Origin of the sequence: Halobacillus dabanensis, from assembly GCF_900114165.1 — a bacterium.
In the GTDB taxonomy this organism is placed as follows: domain Bacteria; phylum Bacillota; class Bacilli; order Bacillales; family Halobacillaceae; genus Halobacillus; species Halobacillus dabanensis.
In genome coordinates, this window is sequence record NZ_FOSB01000010.1 from 84181 (window position 1) to 110324 (window position 26144).

A 26144-nucleotide genomic window follows, 5' to 3' on the forward strand; every position below is an offset into this window, starting at 1 on the left:
TTCATACCAGGTGTTCTTGTAAATATGATAAAATAACAAAAATAGTGACATGTCTTACTATTCCAACAAAAATATATACAAGAGAGGATGCCGAATATGAGTGAAACAAAAAAATATAATGTAGCTGTTGTCGGTGCAACTGGAGCGGTCGGGCAGAAAATGCTGGAGACATTGGAAGATCGGAATTTTCCGATTCAACAATTGAAGCTATTATCTTCCAGTCGATCTGCCGGTTCCAAAATGGTCTTCAATGGGGAAGAGTATGTCTTAGAAGAAGCGACACCTGAAAGTTTCAAAGACGTTGATATAGCCTTATTCTCAGCTGGAGGTTCTGTATCTAAGAAATTAGCACCTGAAGCGGTTAAGCAAGGAGCTGTCGTCATTGATAACACAAGCGCTTACCGTATGGCTGAGGGGGTTCCTCTGGTTGTACCAGAAGTGAATGAGGAAGATATCAAGCAGCATAAAGGCATTATAGCTAATCCGAATTGTTCGACGATTCAAATGGTAGCGGCTCTAGAACCTGTCCGCAAAGCTTTAGGGATGGAACGCGTCATCGTATCGACATATCAAGCCGTTTCCGGTGCAGGGAATGAAGCAGCAGATGAATTGCGGGAACAATCTCAGGCATTTTTGAATGGAGAAGATCTTGAAGCTGAAATTCTTCCAGTCAAAGGAGATAAGAACCATTATCCGATTGCATTCAATGCTTTGCCGCAAATTGATGTATTCCAGGAGAATGGTTATACATTTGAAGAAATGAAAATGATTAATGAAACGAAAAAAATCATGCATGCTCCCGATCTTCCTGTGGCAGCTACATGCGTGCGACTTCCTTTCTTCACATCCCATGCGGAAAGTGTATATATTGAAGTAGAAAAGGAAGGTGTGACTGTAGAACAGATCAAGCAATTGATGGAAGAAGCCCCTGGTATCGTTCTAGAGGATGATCCATCTACACAAACATATCCTACGCCATTGAGTGCAGCAGAAAAAAGGGACGTATTTGTAGGGCGTATCCGCAAAGATCTGGATGAAGAGAAAGGGTTCCATTTGTGGGTCGTATCCGACAACTTGCTAAAAGGGGCAGCATGGAATTCTGTACAGATTGCGGAAAGCTTAATTACTAACGACTGGCTGTAAACTTCTAATGAGTTGAGGTGGCCAAATGAAGCTACTTGTACAAAAATTCGGTGGAACATCAGTCCGGGACAAAGAAAGTCGGTCCCGGGCAATCCACCATGTTAAAAAAGGCTTGAAGGAAGGTTACAAAATAGTTGTAACTGTATCAGCTATGGGGCGGAAGGGAAGCCCTTATGCTACAGATACCCTGCTAGGACTGATCGATTTTCCCCAGGCGGAAGTTTCTCTCAGGGAACAGGACTTGATGATGTCCTGTGGTGAAACAATATCTTCTATCGTATTTTCTCACGAATTGAACAAAGATGGAGTTTCGGCTGTTTCTTTGACAGGAGCCCAAGCTGGAATCGTTACCAATGGGGATTTTACCAAAGCAAAAATAACCCAGATGAATCCTGGAAGAATTCTTGAGGAACTGAAAGAAAACGATGTAGTGGTTGTCGCAGGTTTCCAAGGCCAGACAGTAGGAGGAGAAATCACTACGATCGGGCGAGGAGGCAGTGATACAACAGCAGCTGCTTTAGGGGCAGCTCTTCAATCAGAATACATTGATATTTTTACAGATGTAGAAGGCATCATGACCGCAGATCCACGGTTAGTGCGAGAAGCTCGACCGTTAAATACTATCACCTATAGTGAAATTTGTAACCTTGCCTACCAAGGAGCCAAAGTTATTCATCCTCGTGCAGTAGAAATAGCCATGTATGCAAAAGTGCCAATCAGAGTCAGGTCGACATATTCAGATCTTCCGGGAACCTTAGTGACAGGAGCGAAAGAAGATCAGCCTGTTCGGGATATTTCAGATAGAACCGTAACGGGAATTGCGCATATGGATGGCCTTACCCAAATCAAAGTTCAATCTAAAGAAGATCCCTCGAAACTACAATCAGAAGTATTTAAATCCATGGCGTCTGCCAATATATCCGTAGACTTCATCAACATATCTCCTAGTGGTGTCCTCTATACAATTAATCACTTCTACACGGATAAGGCCACAAAAATCCTTCAGAATCTGGGCTACGAACCGGAAGTCCGGAAAGGCTGTGCAAAAGTATCTACCGTAGGTGCAGGTATAACAGGAATACCTGGAGTTACGGCAAAAATCGTGCAAACATTGACAGATCGTGGTATTCAAATACTTCAATCCGCCGATTCACATACTACCATCTGGGTATTGGTCAAAGAAGGAGACCTTACATCCGCTGTTAATGCTTTGCATGAAACTTTCCAATTGAGTAATGCAGCGAAGAAAGGGGAAAAACAAACATGAACTTCGGGAAGGTTTTGACAGCTATGGTGACCCCTTTTGATCGGCATGGCGAAATTGACTTCTCTAAAACCTCCGAGCTGATTGAATATTTATTATGTAACGGAACCGATGCTCTTGTTGTTGCTGGAACGACAGGAGAATCTCCGACCCTTACTATGGATGAAAAGGTCCAGTTATGGAAACACGTAGTTAAAGTGGTTAATGGTCGGGCTCCGGTCATAGCAGGAACAGGAAGCAACAGTACGGAAGCTTCCATTAAATTGTCAAAAAAAGCGGAAGATACTGGGGTGGATGCACTTATGCTCGTAGCCCCATATTACAATAAACCGAATCAAGAAGGTCTATATGAACACTTTAAAGCCATCGCCCAGTCTGTGAGACTTCCTGTGATGATTTATAATGTACCTGGTAGATCGGTCGTCCGTATCGACCCGGCAACGATAGTACGGCTCTCTACAATCCACAATATTGTTTCAGTAAAAGAAGCTACCGGTGATTTGGATGGAATGGCCAGTATTATATCAGCAACGGGTGATGATTTTTCTTTATACAGTGGGGATGACAATTTAACGCTTCCTGCCTATGCCATCGGTGCAGATGGAATCATTTCTGTTTCCTCTCACGTAGTAGGTAAAGAAATGCAACAGATGCTATCCTTATTCGATCAAGGAAAAGGAAAAGAAGCAGGGGAATTGCACCGGAAACTTCTGCCCATCTTCCAGGGAATGTTCCAGGCCCCGTCTCCTGGACCTGTGAAAGCAGCATTAAAGAAACAAGGTTTAGATACAGGAGGAGTTCGATTGCCTCTGGTACCACTTACAAAAGAAGAAGAAGAATCCATTCACATAAAACTAAATGATCTACTAAAGGACCGCGAATAAACGCGGTCTTTTCCTGTATTATTGGCTAGCACTTCGTATGATTCCATTTGTTTGTGTCATACTACGGGAAAAGAGCGAAAGGAGTCCGATCCATGAAAGATGATTCTTCAAAAGAAAAAGATCAATCCAAGTCGCAATCTTCCCTTGTAGACAAAATTCAACAATTGGGGCAAAGCAGTGTACCCCAACCTGCAGATTCCAACATTCATGTTTTACCTATAATAGGACAAGTGGAGGGACATGTTCAGCTCCCTTCCCAAAATAAAACAACCAAATATGAACATTTAATTCCTCAATTGATTGCCATAGAACAAAATCCGAAAATAGAGGGATTAGTTGTTTTATTGAACACCGTAGGGGGCGATGTCGAAGCAGGTCTGGCGATATCTGAAATGATATCTTCCTTATCTAAGCCTACCGTGTCGATTGTCCTTGGAGGAGGTCACTCGATCGGAGTTCCTATAGCTGTGTCAGCAGACTACTCATTCATTGTAGAGACTGCAACAATGACCATTCACCCTATCAGAATGACTGGTCTTGTTATAGGGGTCCCACAGACTTTTGAATATATGGATAAGATGCAGGACCGTGTCATTAGTTTTGTAACTGGACATTCCAATGTTGCAGAAGAAAAATTCAAGGAATTAATGTTCGACAAAGGAAATTTGACTCGGGACATAGGCACGAACGTGGTTGGACAACAAGCTGTCGACCACGGACTCATTGACGCTGTTGGCGGTGTGAAAGAAGCTATGTTGAAGTTGAATGAACTGATTGAACAAAACAAAGATGCAGATCAGCAGGTGGTTCAATGACCATCTTGTATACACCACTTAACGAGCATGACATTTTTCCACGAGAACCTGAAATGTCAGTTGTTTACCATGAACATAAAAACTGTCCGCTAATGTGCAGAGAATCCGCAGATGGAAAGAAGCAAATCATGCAAGTATTGTCGACGGATCCTACCCACTACATGGATCCTTCGCTCCAACCAGGTCAATGGTTGGACTCGTAACTCCCTATCAAGCTATGGTATAATAGAATAACTGATTGACTGGATGTCGGTGCTGTATTTCTTCAGGAAAGTGAAGGAACCATCGGCATCTTTCTCTTTTCAGTTTTTGATACGGAGGTGAAAGTAAGTATGGCAGGAAAAAGAAAAAAGAAGAAAAAAAAGTCCAACATAAAGAGCCATATGAAATTTGAACTACTAGGTCTGTTTTTCCTTTTCATTGCAGTAATCGGGAGTGGGGCCTCAGCAATTAGTGATGGAGCCATCCCTGGAGGGTTGGAGAGATTTTGGCAGTTTATTTTCGGCGTATGGTATTTCATTGCTTCTTTGTTTTTCCTTATTGTGGGAGTCTATTTAATGGTGAAAAGGAAGTGGCCGACATTCTTACATAAACGCCTTTTAGGTGTATATCTTATAATCACGGCACTACTATTGTTTACACACCTTGAAACACTATCAGCGGACCTTGGCACGGGTGAGGGCTCCATATTTGCCATGACATGGGATAGGATTACAGGGATGATGCGTGGAGAACTCTCTTTTTATAGTATTGGGGGAGGTTTATCAGGAGCAATCCTGCTTTCCATAACTTATTATCTCTTCGCAAAGGCCGGAGCAGCCATATTATCCTTCTTTCTATTGGTAGTCGGGATTATCTTTGTTAGTGAAAAATCCATCGGAGAGCTTTTTGCCAAAATTGGTCATAAACTTAAAGCCATAAGTAAGGATCAAGTAGAAAGAATCAAAGAGAGAAGAAAAGAAAAAGCGGAAGAAAAACAGGCGCTTCCGAATGAAGAAGAGGAAGCTGTTGTATATGAAATCAATGATACGACAGGACAACAAGAAGAGGAAGTTACCGAACAAGAGCCAATCATCCAGGACTTTACTGACAATGCTTATACCAAGGAAGGGACAGGAGGTGCGGTTGATAAAAGTCATGAGAATCAGCAGGAACCAGATGAAGTGAATTTAGAAAAATCAATGCCGACAGCTGAACTTGAGAATTTCGATTATCATTTACCAGGCCTGGAGCTTTTAGACGAACCTACTTCTACACCACAGAGCCAGGGACGCTCGCATATACAAGCAACTGTCCGCAAACTTGAAAAGACTTTCCAAAGTTTCGGGGTAAAAGCGAAAGTAACGAAAGTTCATGTTGGTCCTTCTGTAACGAAATATGAAGTATATCCGGATGTTGGAGTCAAAGTGAGTAAGATCGTCAATTTAAACGATGATCTCGCTCTCGCCCTGGCAGCAAAGGATATTCGTATCGAAGCACCGATCCCTGGTAAATCAGCCGTAGGGATTGAAGTACCTAACCAGGAAGTTTCCATGGTTTCCTTACGTGAAGTATTGGAAACAGGAAAGTCGAACCCTGAAGCTAAACTGAGCTTCGCTCTCGGACGTGATATTTCAGGGGAAGCGGTGATGTCCGAACTTAACAAAATGCCTCACCTTCTTGTAGCAGGTGCCACTGGTAGTGGTAAAAGTGTATGTATCAATGGAATCATTACAAGTATTCTCATGAGAGCAAAACCTCATGAAGTGAAAATGATGATGATTGATCCGAAAAAAGTAGAGCTCAATGTGTATAATGGGATTCCTCATTTGTTGGCTCCGGTGGTGACCGATCCTAAAAAGGCTTCCCGAGCATTAAAGAAAGTAGTATCAGAAATGGAAAGACGTTATGACCTCTTTTCAGATACAGGAACGAGAAACATCGAAAGTTATAACGAATACATTAAAAAATATAATAAGGAAAATGAAGAGGAACAACCTCAATTGCCTTATATTGTCGTTCTTGTCGATGAGCTTGCAGATTTGATGATGGTTGCTTCTAACGAGGTGGAAGATGCAATAACAAGACTTGCTCAAATGGCCCGGGCAGCCGGTATCCACCTGATTATCGCCACACAGCGTCCGTCGGTAGATGTCATCACAGGAGTGATCAAAGCAAATATTCCATCCCGTATCGCATTCAGCGTTTCTTCCCAAACGGATTCACGCACGATTCTAGATTCAGGTGGTGCGGAGAAATTACTAGGTCGTGGAGACATGCTTTTTACTCCAGTAGGTTCTAATAAACCGACAAGGGTACAAGGAGCATTTCTATCAGATGAAGAAGTTGAACGAATTGTTGATTTTTGTGTGGAACAGCAAAAAGCTCAATATCAGGAAGAGATGATCCCTGAAGAAGAAAGTGAAGTCAAGCAGGAAGTGGATGATGACCTATATCCAGAAGCTGTGCAAATGGTCATCGAAATGCAAAGCGCAAGTGTTTCCATGCTCCAAAGACGTTTTCGAGTAGGCTATACAAGAGCAGCAAGACTGATCGATGCTATGGAAGATAACGGAATTGTCGGTCCTTATGAAGGAAGTAAGCCGAGGTCTGTATTAGTATCTCAAACAGAAGAACAAACCACATCCTGATGGATATAAGCTAAAAGCTGAATTAAAAGCTGAATAATGAAATATTGAACTCGATAGAGAGCTACTGTCCCGCACAGTAGCTTTTTTCTATTATTCTAAAAAACAATCATATGATTTACACAAAATTCATAAAAATGTCCTGATTCTATTTATTTATTTATCTAATAGTGTTATATTATTGACAAAATGTGATGTGTCGAACGTCAGAGGTCAGATCTCTAACCAGATAGTTCAATAGACTTGGAGTGAATGTAATGTCCATCAGGCAAGATACTCGACATCTGTATTTACAGGTGATCGAGCAAATTAAACGAGATATTGAAAACGGTATCTTCATTGAAAAACAAAAACTACCTTCAGAATTCCAACTCTCCAAATCCCTAGGAGTTTCAAGAGCGACTCTCCGGGAAGCATTGAGGATTCTTGAAGAAGACGGAGTAGTTACTAGAAGACATGGTGTAGGGACGTTCGTGAACCCGAAACCACTGTTTACATCAGGGATTGAAGAGTTAGATAGTGTGACAGGAATGATCACTAAATCAGGGATGACTCCGGGGTCACAATATTTATCTGCCGAGCTTATGGAAGCTACAGAAGATGACCGTAAACGCTTTTCACCGCTGGATGTACATAATTTGGCGAAAGTCGAGCGTGTGAGAACAGCTGACGATCAGCCTGTAGTTTATTGTACCGATAAAATTCCAGAAGGTTTGCTGCCTATAGATCAAGTAAGAGAAGCAGACTCCTTATTCAAAGTATTAGAGAAATATACAGGAAAAACGATAGGCTATGCAGTTACTCATATAGAACCTATCGGATTTCATGAGCGAATATCCCCTATTTTAAACTGTGAACCAGATCAAGCATTATTGTTACTAAGACAAATGCACTACTCTCAGGATGATGTCCCGATGTTATTATCATCCAATTACTTTCGTGCAGATAAGTTCAGTTTCCATGTTTTAAGAAAAAGAGTGTAAGCGCTTGCATTAGTGTGACCCATTGATGATTTTTAGGAGGTGAGGCCGTTACAGGATCAATTAGTTGCTTATAAGTGTAACGTCACACTAAACAAATTAGGGGGTAATTGTTTTGTTAAAAAGTCGTTTTCTTATGGTTCTCGTATTTCTTTTAACTTTTGGTGTTTTCCTTGCAGCTTGTGGATCTTCTGATGAAGGCGAAGATACAACTGGGGATTCCGGAGAGGGTTCTAGCAATGAAGAAGCTTCCGGTGAAGAAAATAGTGACTTCTCTGTAGCCATGGTTACAGATGTCGGCGGTGTTGATGACAAATCCTTCAACCAATCTGCTTGGGAAGGTCTACAGGCATTCGGAGAAGAAAATGGGATGAGTAAAGGGGAAGGTATCGATTACGCGCAATCGGAAAGCGATGCCGATTATGCCACGAACTTGAACCGGCTTGTACGTCAGGACTATGACCTGATTTACGGTATCGGATACCTGTTACAGCCGGCAATTGCCGAAGTAGCAGAGCAATATCCTGACACAAACTTTGCACTTGTGGATGCTGTTCAAGAAGGGGACAACATTGCTAGCATCGTTTTTAAAGAACACCAGGGTTCTTTCCTGGCAGGTGTAGCTGCTGCGAAAAAGACGACTACAAACAAAGTTGGATTTATCGGTGGGGTTGACGGTAGTTTGATCAATAAATTCGAAGCCGGGTTTGTTGCAGGTGCTAAGTCTGTGAATGCAGATATCGAAGTTGAAGTAGAGTATGCGGAAAGCTTTAACGATTCTCAAAAAGGACAAGCAATTGCTTCTAACATGTATTCTAAAGACGTGGATGTCATCTACCACGCTTCTGGGGGTACAGGGAATGGTGTGTTCGCGCAGGCGAAAGACATTAAAAATAGCAACCCTGAAGAGAATGTTTGGGTCATCGGTGTCGACCGTGACCAACATGAAGAGGGACAAATCGGTGATACGAATGTAACGCTTACTTCTATGGTCAAACGCGTGGACATTGCAGTTCAAAACGTATCTGAACAAGCAATGAATGGAGAATTCCCTGGTGGGGAAGTTCTTGAGTTTGGTTTAGCTGACGATGCGATTAGTATTGCAGATACGAACGAAGAGGCCATGACAGATGAAATCACTACAGCTGTTGAAGAATGGAAAGAGAAAATCATCAACGGTGAGGTAGAAGTTCCAAGCACTCGCGAAGAGCTTGAATCTTTCATAGACGCACTATAAGTTTGGTGAAGAAGGCTGGTGAAAGCCGGCCTTTTTCTTCTATAAAGGAAAATCATCAAATGAAAAGAACGTTCCGGCCCTTTTCCTTTGGTGATTTTTTAAGGTAATAGGGGGAGGCAAAGAGAAGAATGGATTATGTAATAGAAATGTTGAACATACGAAAAGAATTTCCAGGGATTGTTGCCAACGATAACATAAATTTGCAAGTGCAAAAAGGGGAAATTCATGCTCTTTTAGGGGAAAATGGTGCAGGAAAATCTACATTGATGAACGTCCTGTTTGGCCTCTATCAGCCGGAAAGGGGAGAAATCAGGGTTCGTGGGGAAAAGGTGAACATCACTGATCCAAACGTAGCTAATGCCCAGGGGATCGGTATGGTACACCAACACTTTATGCTTGTAGATACATTTACGGTTACTGAAAATATTGTATTGGGTAGTGAACCAAAAAAAGCAGGTACTGTAAATATACGCCGGGCGGAAAGTCAAGTACAGGAACTTTCGGAGCGTTATGGTCTTAACGTCGATCCAAGAGCTAAGATCCGTGATATCTCGGTAGGTATGCAACAACGTGTGGAAATTTTGAAAACGCTGTATCGCGGTGCCGAAATATTAATATTCGATGAACCTACAGCTGTTCTGACTCCGCAAGAAATTAAAGAATTGATCGATATTATGCACAGCCTTGTTAAAGAAGGCAAATCGATTATCCTAATCACCCATAAACTGAAGGAAATTATGGAGGTTTGTGACCGTTGCACAGTCATCCGAAAAGGCAAAGGTATTGGGACGGTAAATGTTTCGGAAACGAACCCTACGGAACTTGCTTCCTTGATGGTCGGGCGTGAGGTGAGCTTTTCAACAGAAAAGACGAAGGCAGACCCGAAGGAAACGTTCTTATCCATTAAGAACTTGCACGTGAAAGATGGCCGTGGTGTGAAAATGGTCAAAGGATTGAACCTGGACGTGCGGGCAGGAGAAATCGTCGGTCTTGCAGGTGTCGATGGAAATGGACAATCCGAGCTGATTGAGGCGATTACAGGATTGCGAAAAAGTGATCAAGGAACTATTCATCTTCACGATAAAACAATAACTAATTTGACACCACGGAAAGTAACACAGTCCGGTGTCTCTCATATCCCTCAAGACCGTCATAAATTCGGTCTCGTACTTGATTATCCTATCGGTGAAAACATTGTTTTGCAAAGTTATTATCGAGAACCATTCTCTAAAAAGGGTGTCATGAATTTCAAAAAGGTTTATGAAAAAGCAAAGGCTTTAATAAAAGAATATGACGTTCGTACACCTGATGCCTACACTCCTGCCAGAGCTCTTTCCGGTGGAAACCAGCAAAAAGCGATCATAGGTCGGGAAGTAGATCGATCGCCCGATTTGATTATCGCCGCTCAGCCTACGAGGGGCCTTGATGTTGGAGCCATTGAATTTATTCATAAGAAATTGATTGAAGAACGGGACAAAGGACGAGCTGTTCTGCTTCTTTCCTTTGAGCTGGATGAAATTATGAATTTGAGTGATCGAATTGCTGTCATGTTCGATGGACAAATCATTGCAGATGTCAAGCCGGAAGAAACGGATGAACAGAAACTTGGTTTGTTAATGGCGGGTAATTCAACAGAGAAAGCAGGTGAGCAATAATGTTCTCTAGTCGAATGTTCAATATACTAGTTCCTATTATTTCTGTATTGCTCGGACTGATCTCTGGTGCAATCATTATGCTTATTTTTGGATACAATCCAATTGCTGGTTTCGCAGCCTTATGGAATGGGGCATTCGGAGATGCTTATTTTTTTGGTGAAACTATCAGGCAAGTGACGCCTTATATTCTATCGGGATTAGCAGTCGCTTTCGCTTTAAGGTCAGGACTTTTAAACATCGGTGTGGAAGGCCAAGTGTTTATGGGGTGGCTGGCTTCGGTATGGGTAGGGATTTCCTTTGAGTTACCAATGATCATCCACCTCCCCTTCGCCATACTCGCTGCAGCGGTAGCTGGTGCTTTCTGGGGTTTCATACCTGGGTTGTTAAAAGCGAAACTAGGTGTACACGAAGTTATTGTAACCATCATGATGAACTATATTGCTTTATATTTAAGTAATTCTATTGTCCGTAACCTGCTCAGTGATGGAGCTGACAGGACAGAGAATGTCGCAGAAACAGCTTCCCTGCAATCTTCCTGGCTTGCAGAAATGACTTTCTATTCGCGTATTCACTACGGTTTTATTATAGCAATTTTCATGGCTCTTATTATGTGGTTCATCATTAATAGAACAACCACAGGGTTTGAGTTGCGAGCAGTCGGTTTTAATCAACATGCTTCGAGATATGCGGGTATGAGTGTTGGTAAAAATATTATACTTGCTATGGTGATTTCAGGTGGTTTTGCTGGCCTTGCCGGTGCAATGGAAGGGCTTGGAACGTTCGGTTTTATGTCCATCAAATCCGGATTCACCAACATAGGTTTTGATGGAATCGCGGTAGCATTGCTCGGAGCGAACACAGCTATCGGTGTCATCCTTGCTGCTTTCTTGTTCGGTGTACTAAAAATTGGTGCTTTGAATATGCCTACGGTAGCGGGCGTTCCGACAGAACTTGTCGAAATTATCATTGCGTTAATCATTTTCTTTGTAGCATCAAGCTACATGATTCGTTGGGTCATCTTGCGGTTTAAAAAGGAGGGGAAATAAATGGAAATCATTGAGTTGATTAGTCGTATTCTCGGCGCATCTGTTGTGTTCGCAACCCCTCTTATTTTTACGGCCCTTGGGGGAGTTTTCAGTGAACGTTCGGGTGTCATTAACATTGGCCTGGAAGGTTTAATGATTATGGGTGCTTTTGTAGCGATCGTTTCCAATTTAGCTTTCCATAGTGTTTTTGGTGCAGCCACTCCTGTGGTTTCATTAATAGTAGCAATGATTGTATCGGCTATTTTCGCACTCTTCCATGCGGTGGCGTCTATTACTTTCAGAGCAGACCAAGTGGTTAGTGGTGTGGCGATTAACTTCTTAGCGCTGGGCATTGGATTGTTTCTTACTAAACAATGGTATGACAAAGGGCAGACTGACTTCATCGAAAGTCCGATCTATTCATCAAATGTCCCTCTTCTTAATAAGATTCCAATCATAGGGGATATCTTCTTTACAGGATGGTATTGGACTTCTTATCTAGCTATTGCACTCGCTTTTTTCGTCTGGTTTGTTATTTATAAGACACCATTTGGCCTACGTCTCCGTTCTGTAGGTGAACATCCAATGGCCGCAGATACAAACGGCATCAATGTTTATAAGATGAGATACATCGGGGTTATGTTATCAGGTGCATTTGGTGGGTTAGGTGGAGCGGTATATGCGTTGACGGTCACTCACAACTTCTCTCATGGTACAATCGTCGGTCAAGGATTTATCGCTCTTGCTGCCGTTATATTCGGTAAATGGCACCCGCTCGGGGCCCTGGGGGCGGCGATTTTCTTCGGATTTGCCCAGAGCCTTAGTATTGTATCCTCTGACATTGCATTTTTAGAAAACGTGCCTTCGGTCTTTATGCTTATTGCGCCATATGTGCTTACAATCCTCGCTCTAGCTGGGTTTATCGGAAGAGCCGAAGCACCGAAATCTCTAGGGGAAGCTTATGCAAAAGGGAGCCGCTGATATTACATGGAGTCCGATACATTTGTATCGGGCTTAATTTTTTACTTTTTTACACATATACCTTAGCATAGGACTTAGTTCGAATGGATGAATATGGACATGTACGTCTATAATAAAAGAGAATAATGAGGAGGATGTATATGAAACTGACGAAAGAAACGTTACTCGAAAAAGAAGGGTATCGCCTACATATCTTACCTAGTAAAAAATATAAAACCATTACAATTGTCGCTAAATTCAAAGCACCATTGAAAAGGGAAGGGATCACAGAGCGGGCTCTTCTTCCACATGTACTTCAAAAAGCGACGCACAATCACCCGAACGTTAGGTCGTTGCAGTCAGCATTCGAGAACTTATATGGAACAGCTTTATCAAGTGATGGTTCAAAAAAAGGTGAAAACCATGTCATTAGCTTCCGAATGGAAGTTGTTAACGAAGCCTATTTGAATGACCAAGAACCTATATTAGAAGAAGCTTTCCAATTGTTTAACGAAGTTCTTTACCATCCAAAGACACAAGGGGAAGGTTTTGATGCTTCGATTGTAAATCGGGAGAAACAAACATTAGAACAAAAAATCACCAGTATTAAAGATGACAAAATGAGTTATGCCAATTTAAGGCTCATGGATCACATGTGTAAAGAGGAACCTTATTCACTGCACGTTCACGGATATCAAGAAGACCTTTCAACTATTACACCGGAGAGTCTCTATTCTTACTATCAAGAAATGATTTCCAAAGACATGCTTGATGTCTATGTAATCGGCGATATGGATGAAAATGCAATAGAAAAATTGACGGACCAATATTTTTCTAGAAAAGGAAGCGATAATGTAGATGACGATCAAGCATCTGTGTCGAAAGACGTTACAGAAGTGAATGAAGTGATTGAGAGAGAAGAGGTCAGTCAAGGGAAATTACATCTTGGGTATCGTACGTATACAAAGTTCGGTGACGATGATTATTATGCCTTACAAATCTTTAACGGCCTCTTCGGCGGCTTTCCAAGTTCGAAGCTATTTATGAATGTCCGGGAAAAACATAGCCTTGCTTATTACGCTGCATCACGTTTTGAAAGCCACAAAGGACTTTTACTTGTCTTTAGTGGAGTGGACCCTAAAGATTTTAAGCAAGCGAAATCCATCATTCTGGATCAAATGGAAGCAATGAAAACTGGGGATTTCACGGAAGACCAAGTCGAAGAAACGAAAGAGCAAGTAATCAACCAGCTCCAGGAGACCATGGATAATGCTAACGGATTGATTGAAGTTCTTTACCATCAAATGCTTTCCGGTGCGGAAATGCCGGCGAACGAGTTGATCGAGAACATTCGCAAAGTTTCAAAACAAGATGTGGTACAGATGGCTGAAAAGATAGAACTTGATACGATTTACTTTTTGACAAGTAATGAAGGAGGGGAATAAAGATGGAGGAACTGGTTTATAAACAATTGAACGAAACGGTATATCAAGAAACACTTGATAATGGGCTGAAGGTCTTTCTTCTCTCTAAACCAGAGATGGCAAAGACATTCGGTATCTTCACAACAAATTATGGTTCGATTGACCAAACATTCACACCTATTGGAAAAGACGAAAGCGTGACGGTTCCTGAGGGGATTGCTCACTTTTTAGAACATAAACTTTTTGAAAAAGAAGACCGTGATGTGTTTCAGGATTTTACGAGGCTTGGTGCTTCGGCCAATGCATTTACATCATTTACTAAAACGGCGTATTTGTTTACAGCGACAAGTCAAATAGATAAGAATGTTAAAACATTACTCGATTTTGTTCAAGATCCCTATTTTTCTGAGGAGTCAGTAGAAAAGGAAAAAGGCATTATCGCACAAGAAATTCGAATGTATGACGATCAGCCGGACTGGCGTTCATTTTTTGGAACAATTCAAAGTCTTTATCACAACCATCCAGTAAAAGTGGACATTGCAGGGACTGTTGATAGCATTCAGGATATTACGAAAGATGATCTGTACACGTGTTATGAAACGTTTTATCATCCTTCAAACATGGTGCTTTTTGTGGCAGGTAATATTGAACCAGAGTCAATGATGAACTTGATTCGGGAAAATCAGGCAAGTAAAGAATTTCCTGCTGCTCCAGAAATAAATCGTGCTTATCCAGAGGAACCGAAAACGGCCTATAAGAAAGAACATTCGATATCAATGCCTGTGACGACAGCGAAAGCGATGGTAGGTGTTAAAGAGAATGTCGAAGGTTTGACAGGAGAGGAATTGGTAAGAGGTGAGTTGCTGTCAGGGATGATCCTTGATTATTACTTCTCCAGAAGTGGTGTTTATTATGAAGAGTTATATAAAAATGACCTCATTGATGACAGTTTTCAATTTGAAACTGAACTGGATCGTCAATTTGGCTTCACCATTCTTGGGGGGGATTCACGCAAACCAGACCAGATGGCTGCCCGTATTAAAGAGATGCTCCATGAATTGAAGGAACAGCGTATTTCTGATGAAGATTTTACAAGAATGAAAAGAAAGAAAATAGGACAGTTCATGAGAGCGATGAATTCTCTGGAATTTATCGCAAATCAATTCACTCATTATCATACGTTGGGCACCGATTTATTTGAAGTATTGCCTGTAATCGAATCATTGACAGCAGACGATGCCGAAGAATATTTACAACATTGGATTAATGAAGATGCTATAACAGTCTTCCAAATCAAACCTCAGGATAAATGACAAAGAAGTGTTTGATTTTAGGGTCTAGTGGTGGAATTGGCCGGGCGATCGTAACAAACATACTGAATGAAGGCTATTCCGTAGGATTACAGTACAATAAGAATGAAGCGATGATCCAGGCATTAAAAACAGAGGTTCCGGAAAGCCGGTGGGCGGGAGCGTACCAAGCTGATTTGTCTACATTGGAAGGTATTTCTAATTTGTTGGAACAAATAGGTACTGAATGGGACGCGCTTGTTTTTGCCGGCGGTCAAATGTACAGCGGTTTATTTCAGGATATGGATCCGCAACACATGGATGAATTATATCATGTCCATGTTAAAGCGCTTTGGTTGATTACGAAAAAGGTTTTACCATCGATGATTAAACAGAAATCTGGCAACATAATCGTCATAAGCTCTATTTTCGGCATGGAAGGAGCGAGCCTTGAAGTGTTATATAGCTCCGTGAAGGGGGCGCAAATCAGTTTCGTAAAAGGCCTCGCAAAAGAAGTCGCGCCAAGTGGAATACGGGTGAACAGTGTGGCTCCCGGGCTGATCGGTACTGCCATGAATGCTCATCTGACTGAAGGAGAGATGAGTGAACTGGAAGAAGACATACCTATGGGAAGAGCAGGTACACCTGAAGAAGTGGCTCATACAGTAAGTTTTCTGCTAAGTGAGAAGTCGAGTTACCTCACTGGCCAAGTCATCCAAGTCAATGGTGGATGGGCTTAAATCCAGTGCATAATATTCTTTATTCCTCCTCATACTAAGCATGAAAAAATTCAGAGGAGGTTACATCATGTCTGTTCTCGATAATTTCGATTCTTGGAAAGATTTCTTAGGCGATCGCTTACACCAAGCGAAAGGACAAGGGATGCAAGAACAAGCTGTATCTGAACTTGCTTATGAAATCGGTGGCTATCTAGCGAATTCTGTGGATGCGAAAAACGAGCAAGAAGCAGTGTTGCGTGATCTTTGGAATGTAGCAGATGAAAAAGAACAACATGCCATCGCAAATATGATGGTTAAAATGGTCCAAAACGAAGGAACACAATCTTAACCTCATCCAAAAGTCCGCACAGATGCATGTGCGGACTTTTAAATTGATTTATTTTGTTTTTGGAAGGGGATCGGTTGTTTTTATTTCTTTTTTGACCAGAACTGGTCTAAAGGTGAATTCAACGATTCATCCCTCCATTATGGGAATTATTATTTTCTAACTTTTTATATGTTTATATGGGTTCTCTCCTTTCCTATTTACACAAAATCCTTTATGATATATAGAGAGTGAAAATTCCATATATCACTCGACTTTGACAAATAATGACAATTTTTCAGAGGAGTTGTATTATGGAAAAGAAAGAATGGTATTTAGAGTATGAAATTCAGTATAATCGCCCGGGACTTCTGGGAGACATCTCCTCATTATTAGGAATGATGAAAATCAACATCGTTACGATAAATGGTGTAGAAAATTCCCATAGAGGTATGCTTTTGTTATGTAAAGAAGAGGAACAAATGACCCGCTTGAGATCGATATTAAATACAATGGATACAATAAAAGTGACGAAATTACGAAGACCCAAATTAAGAGACCGGCTTGCTGTTCGTCATGGACGGTATATACATAGTGATGTCGATGATAAGAAGACTTTCCGTTTTAACCGTGAAGACCTGGGGCTTCTTGTTGATTTTATGGCAGAGTTGTTTATGAAAAATGGACATAAGCTCGTTGGCATTAGAGGAATGCCTCGTGTTGGTAAGACAGAATCGGTGGTAGCTGCAAGTGTTTGTGCTAACAAACGGTGGTTGTTCGTATCAAGTACGCTTCTAAAACAAACGGTTCGAAACCAACTCATTGATGAAGAATATAGTGAAGATAACCTATATATCATTGACGGAATCGTTTCCGCCAAAAGAGCGAATGAGAAGCATTGGCAACTTGTCCGCGAAATCATGAGATTGCCAGCGACTAAAGTGATTGAACACCCAGACATTTTCGTGCAGGAAACGGAATATACGATGGATGATTTTGACTATATCATTGAACTGAGGAATAATGAAGACGAAGAAATTACTTATGAACCCGTGGAAAAACCAGGTATGTCTATGAATGACGGGTTTTCCATGTTCGATTTTTAGAAATTGGATGGTGTTACACATGGAGATTGGAGCTAGGCTGAAGGAAACCCGGGAAGCAAAGGGGCTATCTTTAGAATCATTGCAAGAGACGACTAAAATACAAAAAAGGTACCTTCAGGCGATTGAAAAAAATGAGTTCCAGGTGCTTCCTGGTAAATTCTACACAAGGGCATTCATTAGAGAATACGCTTCTGCTGTAGGGTTAGATCCAGAGCAAGTAATGGAAGAACATAAAAATGAACTGCCTACTTTTGAAGAGGAAAGTGCTGTACAGTATAGCCGTGTCCAAAGAACGAAAAAGGAAACAGCTCAAAAGAGTGGAAATTCATCCAGGGTTTTGCCTACGATTTTGACTGTAGGGCTGATTGTTGGTTTGATTTTCGTCGTCTGGGTAGTATGGCAAAACATGGGGGACGCGGAAAACGAAAATACAGAATCGAATGCAAACCCTAATGATGAAATCAATGTACCGGAGGGTAAGGAAGAAGAAGACCCTTCTAACGAATCAACAGAAAACGAAGATGCTGAAGCGGATGAGAGTGCTGATTCCACAGATGAAAAACCAGAATCTTCTGAAGAGAAACAAGACGGGGAAGAAGAAAGCACCGAAGGACAAATGGATGTCCAACTGACGGAGGAAGGGACTGGTTCATTCCCTGAACATACGTATGAAATTACAGGAGTGAGCGAACGTACAGTCACGATTGAGCTCACAGGAAGAGCTTATATGGAGGTGCAGTCTCCTAAGGGCGGCGAGGACTTAGTGACTCCAAAAGAATATACGGAAGAAGAATCTCCAATGACTCTAGAGTTGGGAGAGAACGATAGTGTTTTCATTAAAACAGGAAACGCCCCAGGAACGGTGGTAAAAGTAAACGAACAAGAAGTTCCGTTCCCTGACGCTGAGTTGTCCACACAGAAATTATTGTTGCAATTCAAGTAATAAACTGAATATAATCATGTTTAGGCTGCCCCTGAATGCATTTGTGAAAATGCTCTACCACTTAAAGTGGACGGGCAGCTTTTTATGTATCTGACTTATTAGGAGAGTGGATTTATGAACTTACCAAACAAGATCACATTATCTAGAATTTTTCTTATCCCTATTTTTATCATTCTTATGAGTGTACCTTTTGAATGGGGAACACTTTCAATGGGTGAACGTGAATTGCCTGTCTCCCATCTTTGTGGGGCAATATTGTTCATCCTGGCTTCCACTACGGATTGGATCGACGGTTATATAGCACGAAAACACAACCTTGTTACAAATCTCGGAAAATTTCTTGATCCATTAGCTGATAAGTTATTGGTTAGTGCAGCCCTGATTCTGCTTGTGGAAATCGGCCTTGCTCCGGCATGGATCGTCATTTTGATCATTAGTAGAGAGTTTGCAGTTACAGGTCTTAGATTAGTGGCAGCAGGAGAAGGGAGTGTTCTGGCCGCAAGCCAGATGGGGAAGCTGAAAACATGGATTCAAATCATTGCGATTTCTCTGTTGCTATTGCATAACTGGCCATTAGCATTTTTCAGTTTCCCATTAGGGACCATTGCCCTTTATTTAGCAATGATCATAACAGTATATTCTGGATATGATTACTTTAAGAAAAACTGGCATGTTATGAGAGATTCCAAATGAGAACAGAAATTATAGGTGTAGGTACCGAGTTGTTACTTGGCCAAATTGCTAATACAAATGCGCAATGGATTTCAAGTCGTTTAGCTGACTACGGGATCCCTGTTTATCACCATACAGTCGTAGGTGATAATTTAGACAGGGTAACCAGTTCGTTCAAAAATGCACAAAAAAGATCTGATATTATCATCATCACCGGCGGCTTAGGCCCTACGGAAGACGACCTTACCCGTGATGCAGGGAAGAGAGTTCTTGGTCTGAACCTGGTGGAGCATAGGGAAACCATGGATAAAATTCAATCGTATTATGATCGTAATCAGAGAACTATGACAGTGAATAACCGAAAGCAATCGCTCGTTTTTGAGGGGGCAAATGTGCTGCCAAACCTGGAGGGAATGGCCCCGGGGCAATGGATAAATCGTGACGGTGTTTTGTGGATATTCCTTCCAGGTGTTCCTGGGGAAATGAAGCATCTCATGGAAGAGTATGTCCTGCCTCGTTTACAGAGCAATTTTCAAGTAGACTCGCAAATCGTTTCACAAATGTTACGTTTTATCGGAATTGGAGAATCTGATTTGGAAACAAAATTGCAAACGTTGATCACCCAGCAAACCAATCCGACTATTGCCCCGCTTGCTAGTGAAGGAGAAGTTGGGGTAAGGTTGACAGCAACAGGAGCTACAACTGCAGAAGCTTGGAAAAAAGTCGAAAATTTAAAAGAACAAATCCTTAACCATGTTGGGCAGTACTATTACGGTAGTGACGATATTACAGTGGAGGAGAAGGTTCGTGATCTTCTTAAAGCGAAAGGTTTAACCATCGGATCTGCAGAAAGCTTTACAGGAGGAAAGTTTTTAGAGCGTTTAGTGTCTTTGCCTGGAGCTTCCAATGTTTGTCAGGGGGGCTATATCGCTTATACAGCAGAAATGAAAGAGAAAGTTCTTCAAGTTTCAAAGCTCCTCATCACAACCTACGGAACAATAAGTAACCAATGTGCTGAGGTGATGGCACGAAATACTCAATCTCTTCTAGGGGTAGATATTGCCATTAGTTTCACTGGTGTAGCAGGCCCTGATCAAAGTGAAGGTCAAGAGCCGGGGAAGGTTTTCATTGGTCTGCAAATTGGAGATGAGAAACCGGAAGTCTACGAATATCACTTTCATGGTGGGCGTGACCAAGTGCGCACCCGTGCGGTTAAAAAAGGTTATGAACTACTTTTTCATCGATTGAAAAAATAGTTTTCAAGATTTTTCAGATGCGGTTTTTAGAGTTTCATTACACGAAACAACAATTTCCGTATCTTTTTTTAATAAAAAAGGGAACATTTATTCGCTTTTCAGTTGGCAAACAACGAAAAAAAAGTTATGATAGGATTAGAAATTTTGAAAGGCGGTATTATTTATATGAGTGATCGTAAGCAAGCATTAGATATGGCATTACGTCAAATAGAGAAACAATTCGGTAAAGGTTCGATTATGAAAATGGGAGATGGAACGGAACAAAGGGTGAACACTGTCCCAAGTGGATCGCTTGCCCTTGATGTTGCATTGGGTGTTGGTGGTTATCCACGTGGTAGAATTGTAGAAATTTATGGACCGGAATCTTCTGGTAAGACAACAGTCGCTCTACACGCTATTGCGGAAGCCCAGCGCAAAGGTGGTACAGCCGCTTTTATTGATGCGGAGCACGCCTTAGACCCAGTTTACGCAAGAGCACTTGGAGTCGATATCGAAGAGCTTCTTCTATCTCAACCGGATACAGGGGAGCAAGCGTTGGAGATTGCCGAAGCCCTCGTTCGTAGTGGAGCAGTAGATATGGTTGTCATCGACTCTGTAGCAGCTCTCGTCCCGAAAGCGGAGATTGAAGGTGAAATGGGAGATTCCCATGTTGGTCTGCAAGCCCGTCTAATGTCTCAGGCCCTCCGTAAACTTTCTGGTGCAATCAACAAGTCGAAGACTACGGCGATATTCATCAACCAAATACGTGAAAAAGTAGGAGTTATGTTCGGTAACCCTGAAACAACTCCTGGTGGACGTGCGCTTAAGTTCTATTCTTCTGTCCGCTTGGAAGTGCGTCGCGCAGAGACACTGAAACAGGGGAATGAAATGGTAGGGAACAAAACCCGCTTGAAAGTAGTAAAGAACAAAGTGGCCCCTCCATTCAAACAAGCAGAAGTGGATATTATGTACGGCGAAGGTATCTCAAGAGAAGGTGAGCTGTTAGACATCGGTACAGATCTTGACATTATACAGAAAAGCGGTTCTTGGTATTCGTATAATAGTGAGAGACTAGGCCAAGGACGTGAAAATGCTAAACAATTCTTAAAAGAGAATGTCGAGGTCTATCAAGAAGTGAAACGATTGATTCGTGACCATTATGGAATGGAAGCAGATGAAGAAGCGGTAGAAACGAGCAATCAAGAAGGACAAGAACAATTAGACGTTTAAAGAAGATGAAAAAGCAGCGCCAGATGGGTGCTGCTTTTTCAAAATATGATTTATTTAATATGCATGACAAACGGAATAAGTATGGAACCTTTGAAAGTTAAATTGCTTTGAGTGGGATTTTTATAGATAGATTCAGAGGAGAAGCTCAATATAAAGGCAATAAACCAGCCATCATGAATAGACAGATATTTTAAAATATTTGAATATGTCAGCAGATACATAGGGCGTTTCCTTGACATTCCTTATAGTCAAGCATAAAATGAATGTGTATCATTTTCATCTTTATACCCTTATTTAAAACAAATGAAACTGAAAATGAAACGTTTGTAATTACCGACAAACGGACCAAGTTCATAGCAAGAGGAGGTGAAATTATGGATATGATATCCTCGCTCATCTTCATTTTGCTTGCCCTTATCATCGGTTCTGTTGTTGGTTATCTTATTCGGAAATCGATTGCGGAGGCGAAAATTTCCAGTGCTGAAACGCTTGCGAAACAGATTGTTGAAGAAGGTCATCGCAATGCTGAATCAGCCAAAAAAGAGGCTCTTCTAGAAGCTAAAGAAGAGAATCAAAAATTTCGCCAGGAAGCGGAGAACGAAATCCGTGAACGCCGCATGGAACTGCAGAAAACTGAAAATCGTTTGACTCAGAAAGAAGAGAATCTTGATCGTAAGAGTGGAACGCTTGACCAACGTGATCTTTCACTCGAAAAGAAAGAAGGGACTCTTGCCGAGAGACAACAACAAATTGAAGAAATGGAAAGCAAAGTGGAAGCTATGCTTCAAGAACAACAGACTGAGCTTGAACGCATTTCAGGCTTAACATCAGACCAGGCGAAACAGATGATTTTAGAACGCGTCGAACAAGAGGTATCGCATGAGTCAGCCCTTATGGTTAAAGAAGCAGAAAATCGTGCGAAAGAAGAGGCAGATAAGAAGGCGAAAAGCATCCTTTCTTTAGCCCTACAGCGTTGTGCCGCCGATCATGTTGCTGAAACTACCGTTTCTGTCGTCAACTTGCCTAATGATGAGATGAAAGGTCGTATTATTGGACGTGAAGGCCGAAACATTCGTACATTAGAAACGCTGACAGGTATCGACTTGATCATTGATGATACGCCAGAAGCTGTCATTCTTTCAGGCTTCGACCCAATCCGACGAGAGACTGCTAGAATGGCTCTTGAGAAACTAGTTCAAGATGGTCGAATTCATCCAGCTAGAATTGAAGAAATGGTTGATAAATCCAGACGTGAAGTCGATGACTATATTCGTGAAGTGGGTGAACAGACTACATTTGAAGTAGGAGTGCATGGTTTGCATCCAGATCTTATTAAGATTCTCGGCCGTCTCAAGTATCGTACGAGTTATGGACAGAACGTCTTGAAACACTCGACTGAGGTTGCTTATCTATCAGGTTTACTTGCTGCCGAACTAGGTGAGGACGAATTACTTGCAAGACGTGCTGGTTTACTTCACGACATAGGTAAAGCGATTGACCATGAAGTGGAAGGAAGCCACGTGGAAATCGGTAAAGAATTGGCGATGAAGTATAAAGAGAGTGAAACAGTTATTAATGCTGTTGCTTCTCACCATGGAGATGAAGAACCGACTTCAATTATATCTGTATTGGTCGCTGCTGCGGATGCATTATCTGCTGCACGTCCAGGAGCAAGAAGTGAAACGTTAGAGAACTACATTAAGCGTCTAGAAAAACTGGAAGAGATTTCAGAGTCTTATGAAGGCGTAGAAAAATCATTTGCAATCCAAGCAGGACGTGAAGTCCGTATTATGGTTCGTCCTGATGAAATTGATGATCTTGAAGCAACAAGATTAGCTCGAGATATTCGAAACAGAATCGAGGGTGAACTCGATTACCCAGGTCATATTAAAGTTACTGTCATTCGTGAAACACGTTCTGTGGAGTATGCGAAATAAACACGATGAAGCGGCCGCTGGCCGCTTCATTTCTGTTTTATGGGTAAGAATAAATATATAAAGAAAAGAGAGAAGAAAGGATTTGTTTTATGAGAATTTTATTTATTGGTGATGTAGTCGGTTCACCGGGCAGGGAAATGGTCGATGAATACTTGCCTAAACTAAAACAAAAGTATCAGCCAGCTGTAACCATTGTTAATGGGGAAAATGCTGCTTCCGGTAAAGGGATTACGGAGAAAATTTACAGACGTTTCCTTGAAAAAGGGGCACAAGCAGTCACCTTGGGAAATCATGCGTGGGACAAAAAAGAAATTTTTGATTTCATTGATGACGCAGAGTATATGGTTAGGCCTGCTAACTTTCCTGAAGGTACTCCTGGTAAAGGTTTGACCTTTGTTAAAACCCCCAAAGGTGAAGTGGCGGTTATCAATTTACAGGGGCGTACGTTCCTTTCCCCCAATGACGATCCATTCAGAAAAATAGATGAGTTGATTGATACCGCTAAAAAGCGCACATCCATTATTTTCCTTGATTTTCATGCAGAAGCAACAAGTGAAAAACAAGCGATGGGGTGGTATGTCGATGGTCGTGTAAGTGTCAATGTTGGTACCCATACACACATCCAAACGGCTGATGAACGCATTTTACCTGGTGGGACAGGATATATATCAGATGTGGGAATGACAGGGCCGTATGATGGAATCCTCGGAATGGAGCGGGAATCCGTGCTTAAACGATTTTTAACGAATCTCCCTGTACGTTTTGAAGTTCCAAAAAAGGGAAGAGCACAATTAAGTGCCTTCTTGGTAGATGTAGATGAAAATACTGGAAAATCTACAAAAGTAAAACGTATTCTCATCAATGATGATCACCCATTCTTCAGCTGATTATTTGAATTTTGCGACAAATTCATTCATAATGAAAAGGTAATAACCTACATCTCCAAGAATATAGTAATTATGGAACAACTATAGTAATTGAAGGAGGAGCTAGTAATGGAAGTCTTAAAAGTATCAGCTAAATCCGTACCTAATTCAGTAGCAGGGGCGTTGGCCAATGTAGTACGAGAGCGTGGGACTGCCGAAATTCAAGCAATCGGAGCTGGTGCATTGAACCAGGCTGTTAAGGCCGTTGCTATTGCGCGTGGTTTTGTGGCACCGAGCGGAATGGATTTGATATGCATTCCGGCTTTTACCGACATCATGATCGACGAAGAAGAAAGAACGGCAATTAAACTGATCGTCGAGCCTCGATGATTTCGATAAATATTCCTCACCTTCTAACTAATTGTACAAACCCTTTTATGAATCTAGCTAGCAATCACCTTTCATATGGAATGTAATGAGAATCAGATTATGGATGAATCTCGTGAAGAAAATCGCACCCTATTAAAGGGTGCGGTTTTTTTAACGTTTTCATACTTTTTATTGTTGAAATGAACCTTGAAATAGAATGGATAATAATTTTGGAATTAGTTTCCTTTATTATGAGAGGAACCATTTTTTCTAGCTCAGCTTTTGTGTTCATATGTACATTTGCAGTGGACAATTAAATTTGCGTTATTTTTTAAACATGTTAATATTATTTATATATTAGGTTTAATGCTATTTTGGGCGAGTTAGGAGTGTTCACTGTGAATGGAACGATGAAAGCTATCGTAAAGCACCATCGCGGATCCGGGGCGCAGCTTCAAGAAGTTGCAATTCCTGAAATCCAAGATGGTGAAGTATTGATTCGAGTTAAAGCCACATCTATTTGTGGAACGGATGTCCATATATATAATTGGGACGAATGGTCAGAGAGTCGAGTAAATCCACCATATGTTTTTGGTCATGAGTTCTCAGGTGAAATTGTCGAAGTGGGAGAAAAAGTCCACAATTTCCAAAAAGGCGATTACGTCAGTGCTGAAACACACCTTGTTTGTGGTCATTGCCCTCAGTGTTTGACGGGTAAATTTCATATTTGTGAAAACACGAAAATCATCGGTGTGGATACACAAGGATGTTTTGCTGAATATGTAGCTCTCCCTGCAGATAACCTGTGGAAGAACCCGGATGAGATGCCAACAGACATTGCTTCGATTCAGGAACCGATGGGGAATGCCGTGCATACCGTTTTAAATGGTGATGTGGCAGGTAAGTCCGTGGCTGTCATAGGTTGTGGGCCGATCGGGTTGATGGCTGTAGGTGTAGCTAAGGCAGCGGGGGCGTCGCAAGTATTAGCCTTCGATTTGAATCCCTATCGGTTGAAACTTGCGGAGAAGATGGGAGCAACAGCAACCATTCATTCAGGAGAAGTGGATCCTGTGGAGCAGGCGAAGAAATGGACAGACGGCCATGGAGTGGATGTGGTCTGCGAAATGAGTGGTCATCCGGTTGCAATGGATCAAGGGTTCAAAATGATCACAAATGGAGGCCGGGTGTCGATTCTAAGCTTACCAACAAAACGTGTAAGTTTAGATGTGACCAATGATATCGTCTTTAAAGGCGTAGAAGTTCAGGGCATAACTGGTCGTAAGATGTATGAAACATGGCAGCAGGTTTCTAGACTTTTACAATCTAACCAAGTGGATGTCTCTCCACTAATCACCCATCATTTAAAACTTGAAGAATTTGAACAAGGCTTTGATTTGATGAATGAAGGAAAATGTGGAAAAGTAGTTCTACACCCATAA

The 26144-nt window shown here is 41.6% G+C and carries 24 protein-coding genes; all 24 read left to right on the forward strand.

Annotated elements, in window-relative coordinates:
• Positions 1-96: 96 nt before the first annotated feature.
• The 24 genes from asd (at position 97) to tdh (ending at position 26144) form a co-directional block, all read left to right on the forward strand.
• A complete protein-coding gene (gene asd, locus BMZ58_RS16105; RefSeq protein WP_075037591.1) occupies positions 97-1143 on the forward strand; it encodes an aspartate-semialdehyde dehydrogenase in 1047 nt (348 codons plus the stop codon).
• Between the two features lie 25 nt (positions 1144-1168).
• Positions 1169-2410, forward strand: coding sequence for an aspartate kinase (dapG, locus tag BMZ58_RS16110; RefSeq protein ID WP_075037592.1), 1242 nt, complete (start codon positions 1169-1171; stop codon positions 2408-2410).
• Positions 2407-3291, forward strand: a complete 885-nt coding sequence (gene dapA / locus BMZ58_RS16115; protein WP_075037593.1) for a 4-hydroxy-tetrahydrodipicolinate synthase — start codon at positions 2407-2409, stop codon at positions 3289-3291. Before dapG ends, dapA begins: the two co-directional genes overlap by 4 nt.
• Before the next feature lie 92 nt (positions 3292-3383).
• The gene (locus tag BMZ58_RS16120) at positions 3384-4106 is read left to right on the forward strand and encodes a ClpP family protease (RefSeq protein ID WP_075037594.1); all 723 of its coding nucleotides are present in this window, start codon (positions 3384-3386) and stop codon (positions 4104-4106) included.
• Positions 4103-4309, forward strand: coding sequence for a YlzJ-like family protein (locus BMZ58_RS16125; RefSeq protein WP_075037595.1), 207 nt, complete (start codon positions 4103-4105; stop codon positions 4307-4309). Before BMZ58_RS16120 ends, BMZ58_RS16125 begins: the two co-directional genes overlap by 4 nt.
• Before the next feature lie 180 nt (positions 4310-4489).
• Complete coding sequence (locus BMZ58_RS16130) at positions 4490-6736, forward strand: DNA translocase FtsK (RefSeq protein WP_482793309.1); 2247 nt, start codon at positions 4490-4492, stop codon at positions 6734-6736.
• 254 nt (positions 6737-6990) lie between these two features.
• Positions 6991-7716, forward strand: a complete 726-nt coding sequence (locus tag BMZ58_RS16135; RefSeq protein ID WP_075037597.1) for a GntR family transcriptional regulator — start codon at positions 6991-6993, stop codon at positions 7714-7716.
• Between the two features lie 133 nt (positions 7717-7849).
• On the forward strand, positions 7850-8950 hold the full coding sequence (locus BMZ58_RS16140; protein WP_075037647.1) for a BMP family lipoprotein: 1101 nt from the start codon (positions 7850-7852) through the stop codon (positions 8948-8950).
• 128 nt (positions 8951-9078) lie between these two features.
• Positions 9079-10605, forward strand: coding sequence for an ABC transporter ATP-binding protein (locus tag BMZ58_RS16145; protein WP_075037598.1), 1527 nt, complete (start codon positions 9079-9081; stop codon positions 10603-10605).
• Positions 10605-11651 carry an ABC transporter permease gene (locus tag BMZ58_RS16150; protein WP_075037599.1) on the forward strand — a complete coding sequence of 349 codons (1047 nt, stop codon included), beginning with the start codon at positions 10605-10607 and terminating at the stop codon, positions 11649-11651. Before BMZ58_RS16145 ends, BMZ58_RS16150 begins: the two co-directional genes overlap by 1 nt.
• Positions 11652-12611: an ABC transporter permease gene (locus BMZ58_RS16155; RefSeq protein ID WP_208601430.1), complete on the forward strand. Its 960-nt coding sequence runs from the start codon at positions 11652-11654 to the stop codon at positions 12609-12611.
• A 140-nt stretch (positions 12612-12751) separates the two neighbouring features.
• Positions 12752-14035, forward strand: coding sequence for an EF-P 5-aminopentanol modification-associated protein YfmF (gene yfmF / locus BMZ58_RS16160; RefSeq protein WP_075037600.1), 1284 nt, complete (start codon positions 12752-12754; stop codon positions 14033-14035).
• A gap of 2 nt (positions 14036-14037) precedes the next feature.
• Positions 14038-15327, forward strand: coding sequence for an EF-P 5-aminopentanol modification-associated protein YfmH (gene yfmH, locus BMZ58_RS16165; RefSeq protein ID WP_075037601.1), 1290 nt, complete (start codon positions 14038-14040; stop codon positions 15325-15327).
• Entirely contained in the window at positions 15324-16043 is a 720-nt protein-coding gene (gene ymfI / locus BMZ58_RS16170) for an elongation factor P 5-aminopentanone reductase (protein ID WP_075037602.1), read from the forward strand. The genes yfmH and ymfI overlap by 4 nt, the downstream gene beginning before the upstream one ends.
• Before the next feature lie 67 nt (positions 16044-16110).
• Entirely contained in the window at positions 16111-16371 is a 261-nt protein-coding gene (locus BMZ58_RS16175; protein WP_075037603.1) for a DUF3243 domain-containing protein, read from the forward strand.
• 290 nt (positions 16372-16661) lie between these two features.
• Positions 16662-17453 carry a DUF3388 domain-containing protein gene (locus tag BMZ58_RS16180; protein WP_075037604.1) on the forward strand — a complete coding sequence of 264 codons (792 nt, stop codon included), beginning with the start codon at positions 16662-16664 and terminating at the stop codon, positions 17451-17453.
• A gap of 7 nt (positions 17454-17460) precedes the next feature.
• Positions 17461-18396: a helix-turn-helix domain-containing protein gene (locus BMZ58_RS16185; protein ID WP_167360100.1), complete on the forward strand. Its 936-nt coding sequence runs from the start codon at positions 17461-17463 to the stop codon at positions 18394-18396.
• A 114-nt stretch (positions 18397-18510) separates the two neighbouring features.
• The gene (pgsA, locus tag BMZ58_RS16190; protein ID WP_075037606.1) at positions 18511-19089 is read left to right on the forward strand and encodes a CDP-diacylglycerol--glycerol-3-phosphate 3-phosphatidyltransferase; all 579 of its coding nucleotides are present in this window, start codon (positions 18511-18513) and stop codon (positions 19087-19089) included.
• Entirely contained in the window at positions 19086-20324 is a 1239-nt protein-coding gene (locus BMZ58_RS16195) for a competence/damage-inducible protein A (protein ID WP_075037607.1), read from the forward strand. The genes pgsA and BMZ58_RS16195 overlap by 4 nt, the downstream gene beginning before the upstream one ends.
• Before the next feature lie 165 nt (positions 20325-20489).
• Positions 20490-21533 (forward strand): recombinase RecA, encoded by a 1044-nt coding sequence (gene recA, locus BMZ58_RS16200; RefSeq protein WP_075037649.1) that lies wholly within the window; start codon positions 20490-20492, stop codon positions 21531-21533.
• 374 nt (positions 21534-21907) lie between these two features.
• A complete protein-coding gene (gene rny / locus BMZ58_RS16205) occupies positions 21908-23470 on the forward strand; it encodes a ribonuclease Y (protein WP_075037608.1) in 1563 nt (520 codons plus the stop codon).
• Positions 23471-23559: 89 nt separating this feature from the next.
• Positions 23560-24357, forward strand: coding sequence for a TIGR00282 family metallophosphoesterase (locus BMZ58_RS16210; protein ID WP_075037609.1), 798 nt, complete (start codon positions 23560-23562; stop codon positions 24355-24357).
• 108 nt (positions 24358-24465) lie between these two features.
• Positions 24466-24726 (forward strand): stage V sporulation protein S, encoded by a 261-nt coding sequence (locus BMZ58_RS16215; RefSeq protein WP_008640081.1) that lies wholly within the window; start codon positions 24466-24468, stop codon positions 24724-24726.
• A gap of 377 nt (positions 24727-25103) precedes the next feature.
• A complete protein-coding gene (gene tdh / locus BMZ58_RS16220; RefSeq protein ID WP_208601431.1) occupies positions 25104-26144 on the forward strand; it encodes an L-threonine 3-dehydrogenase in 1041 nt (346 codons plus the stop codon).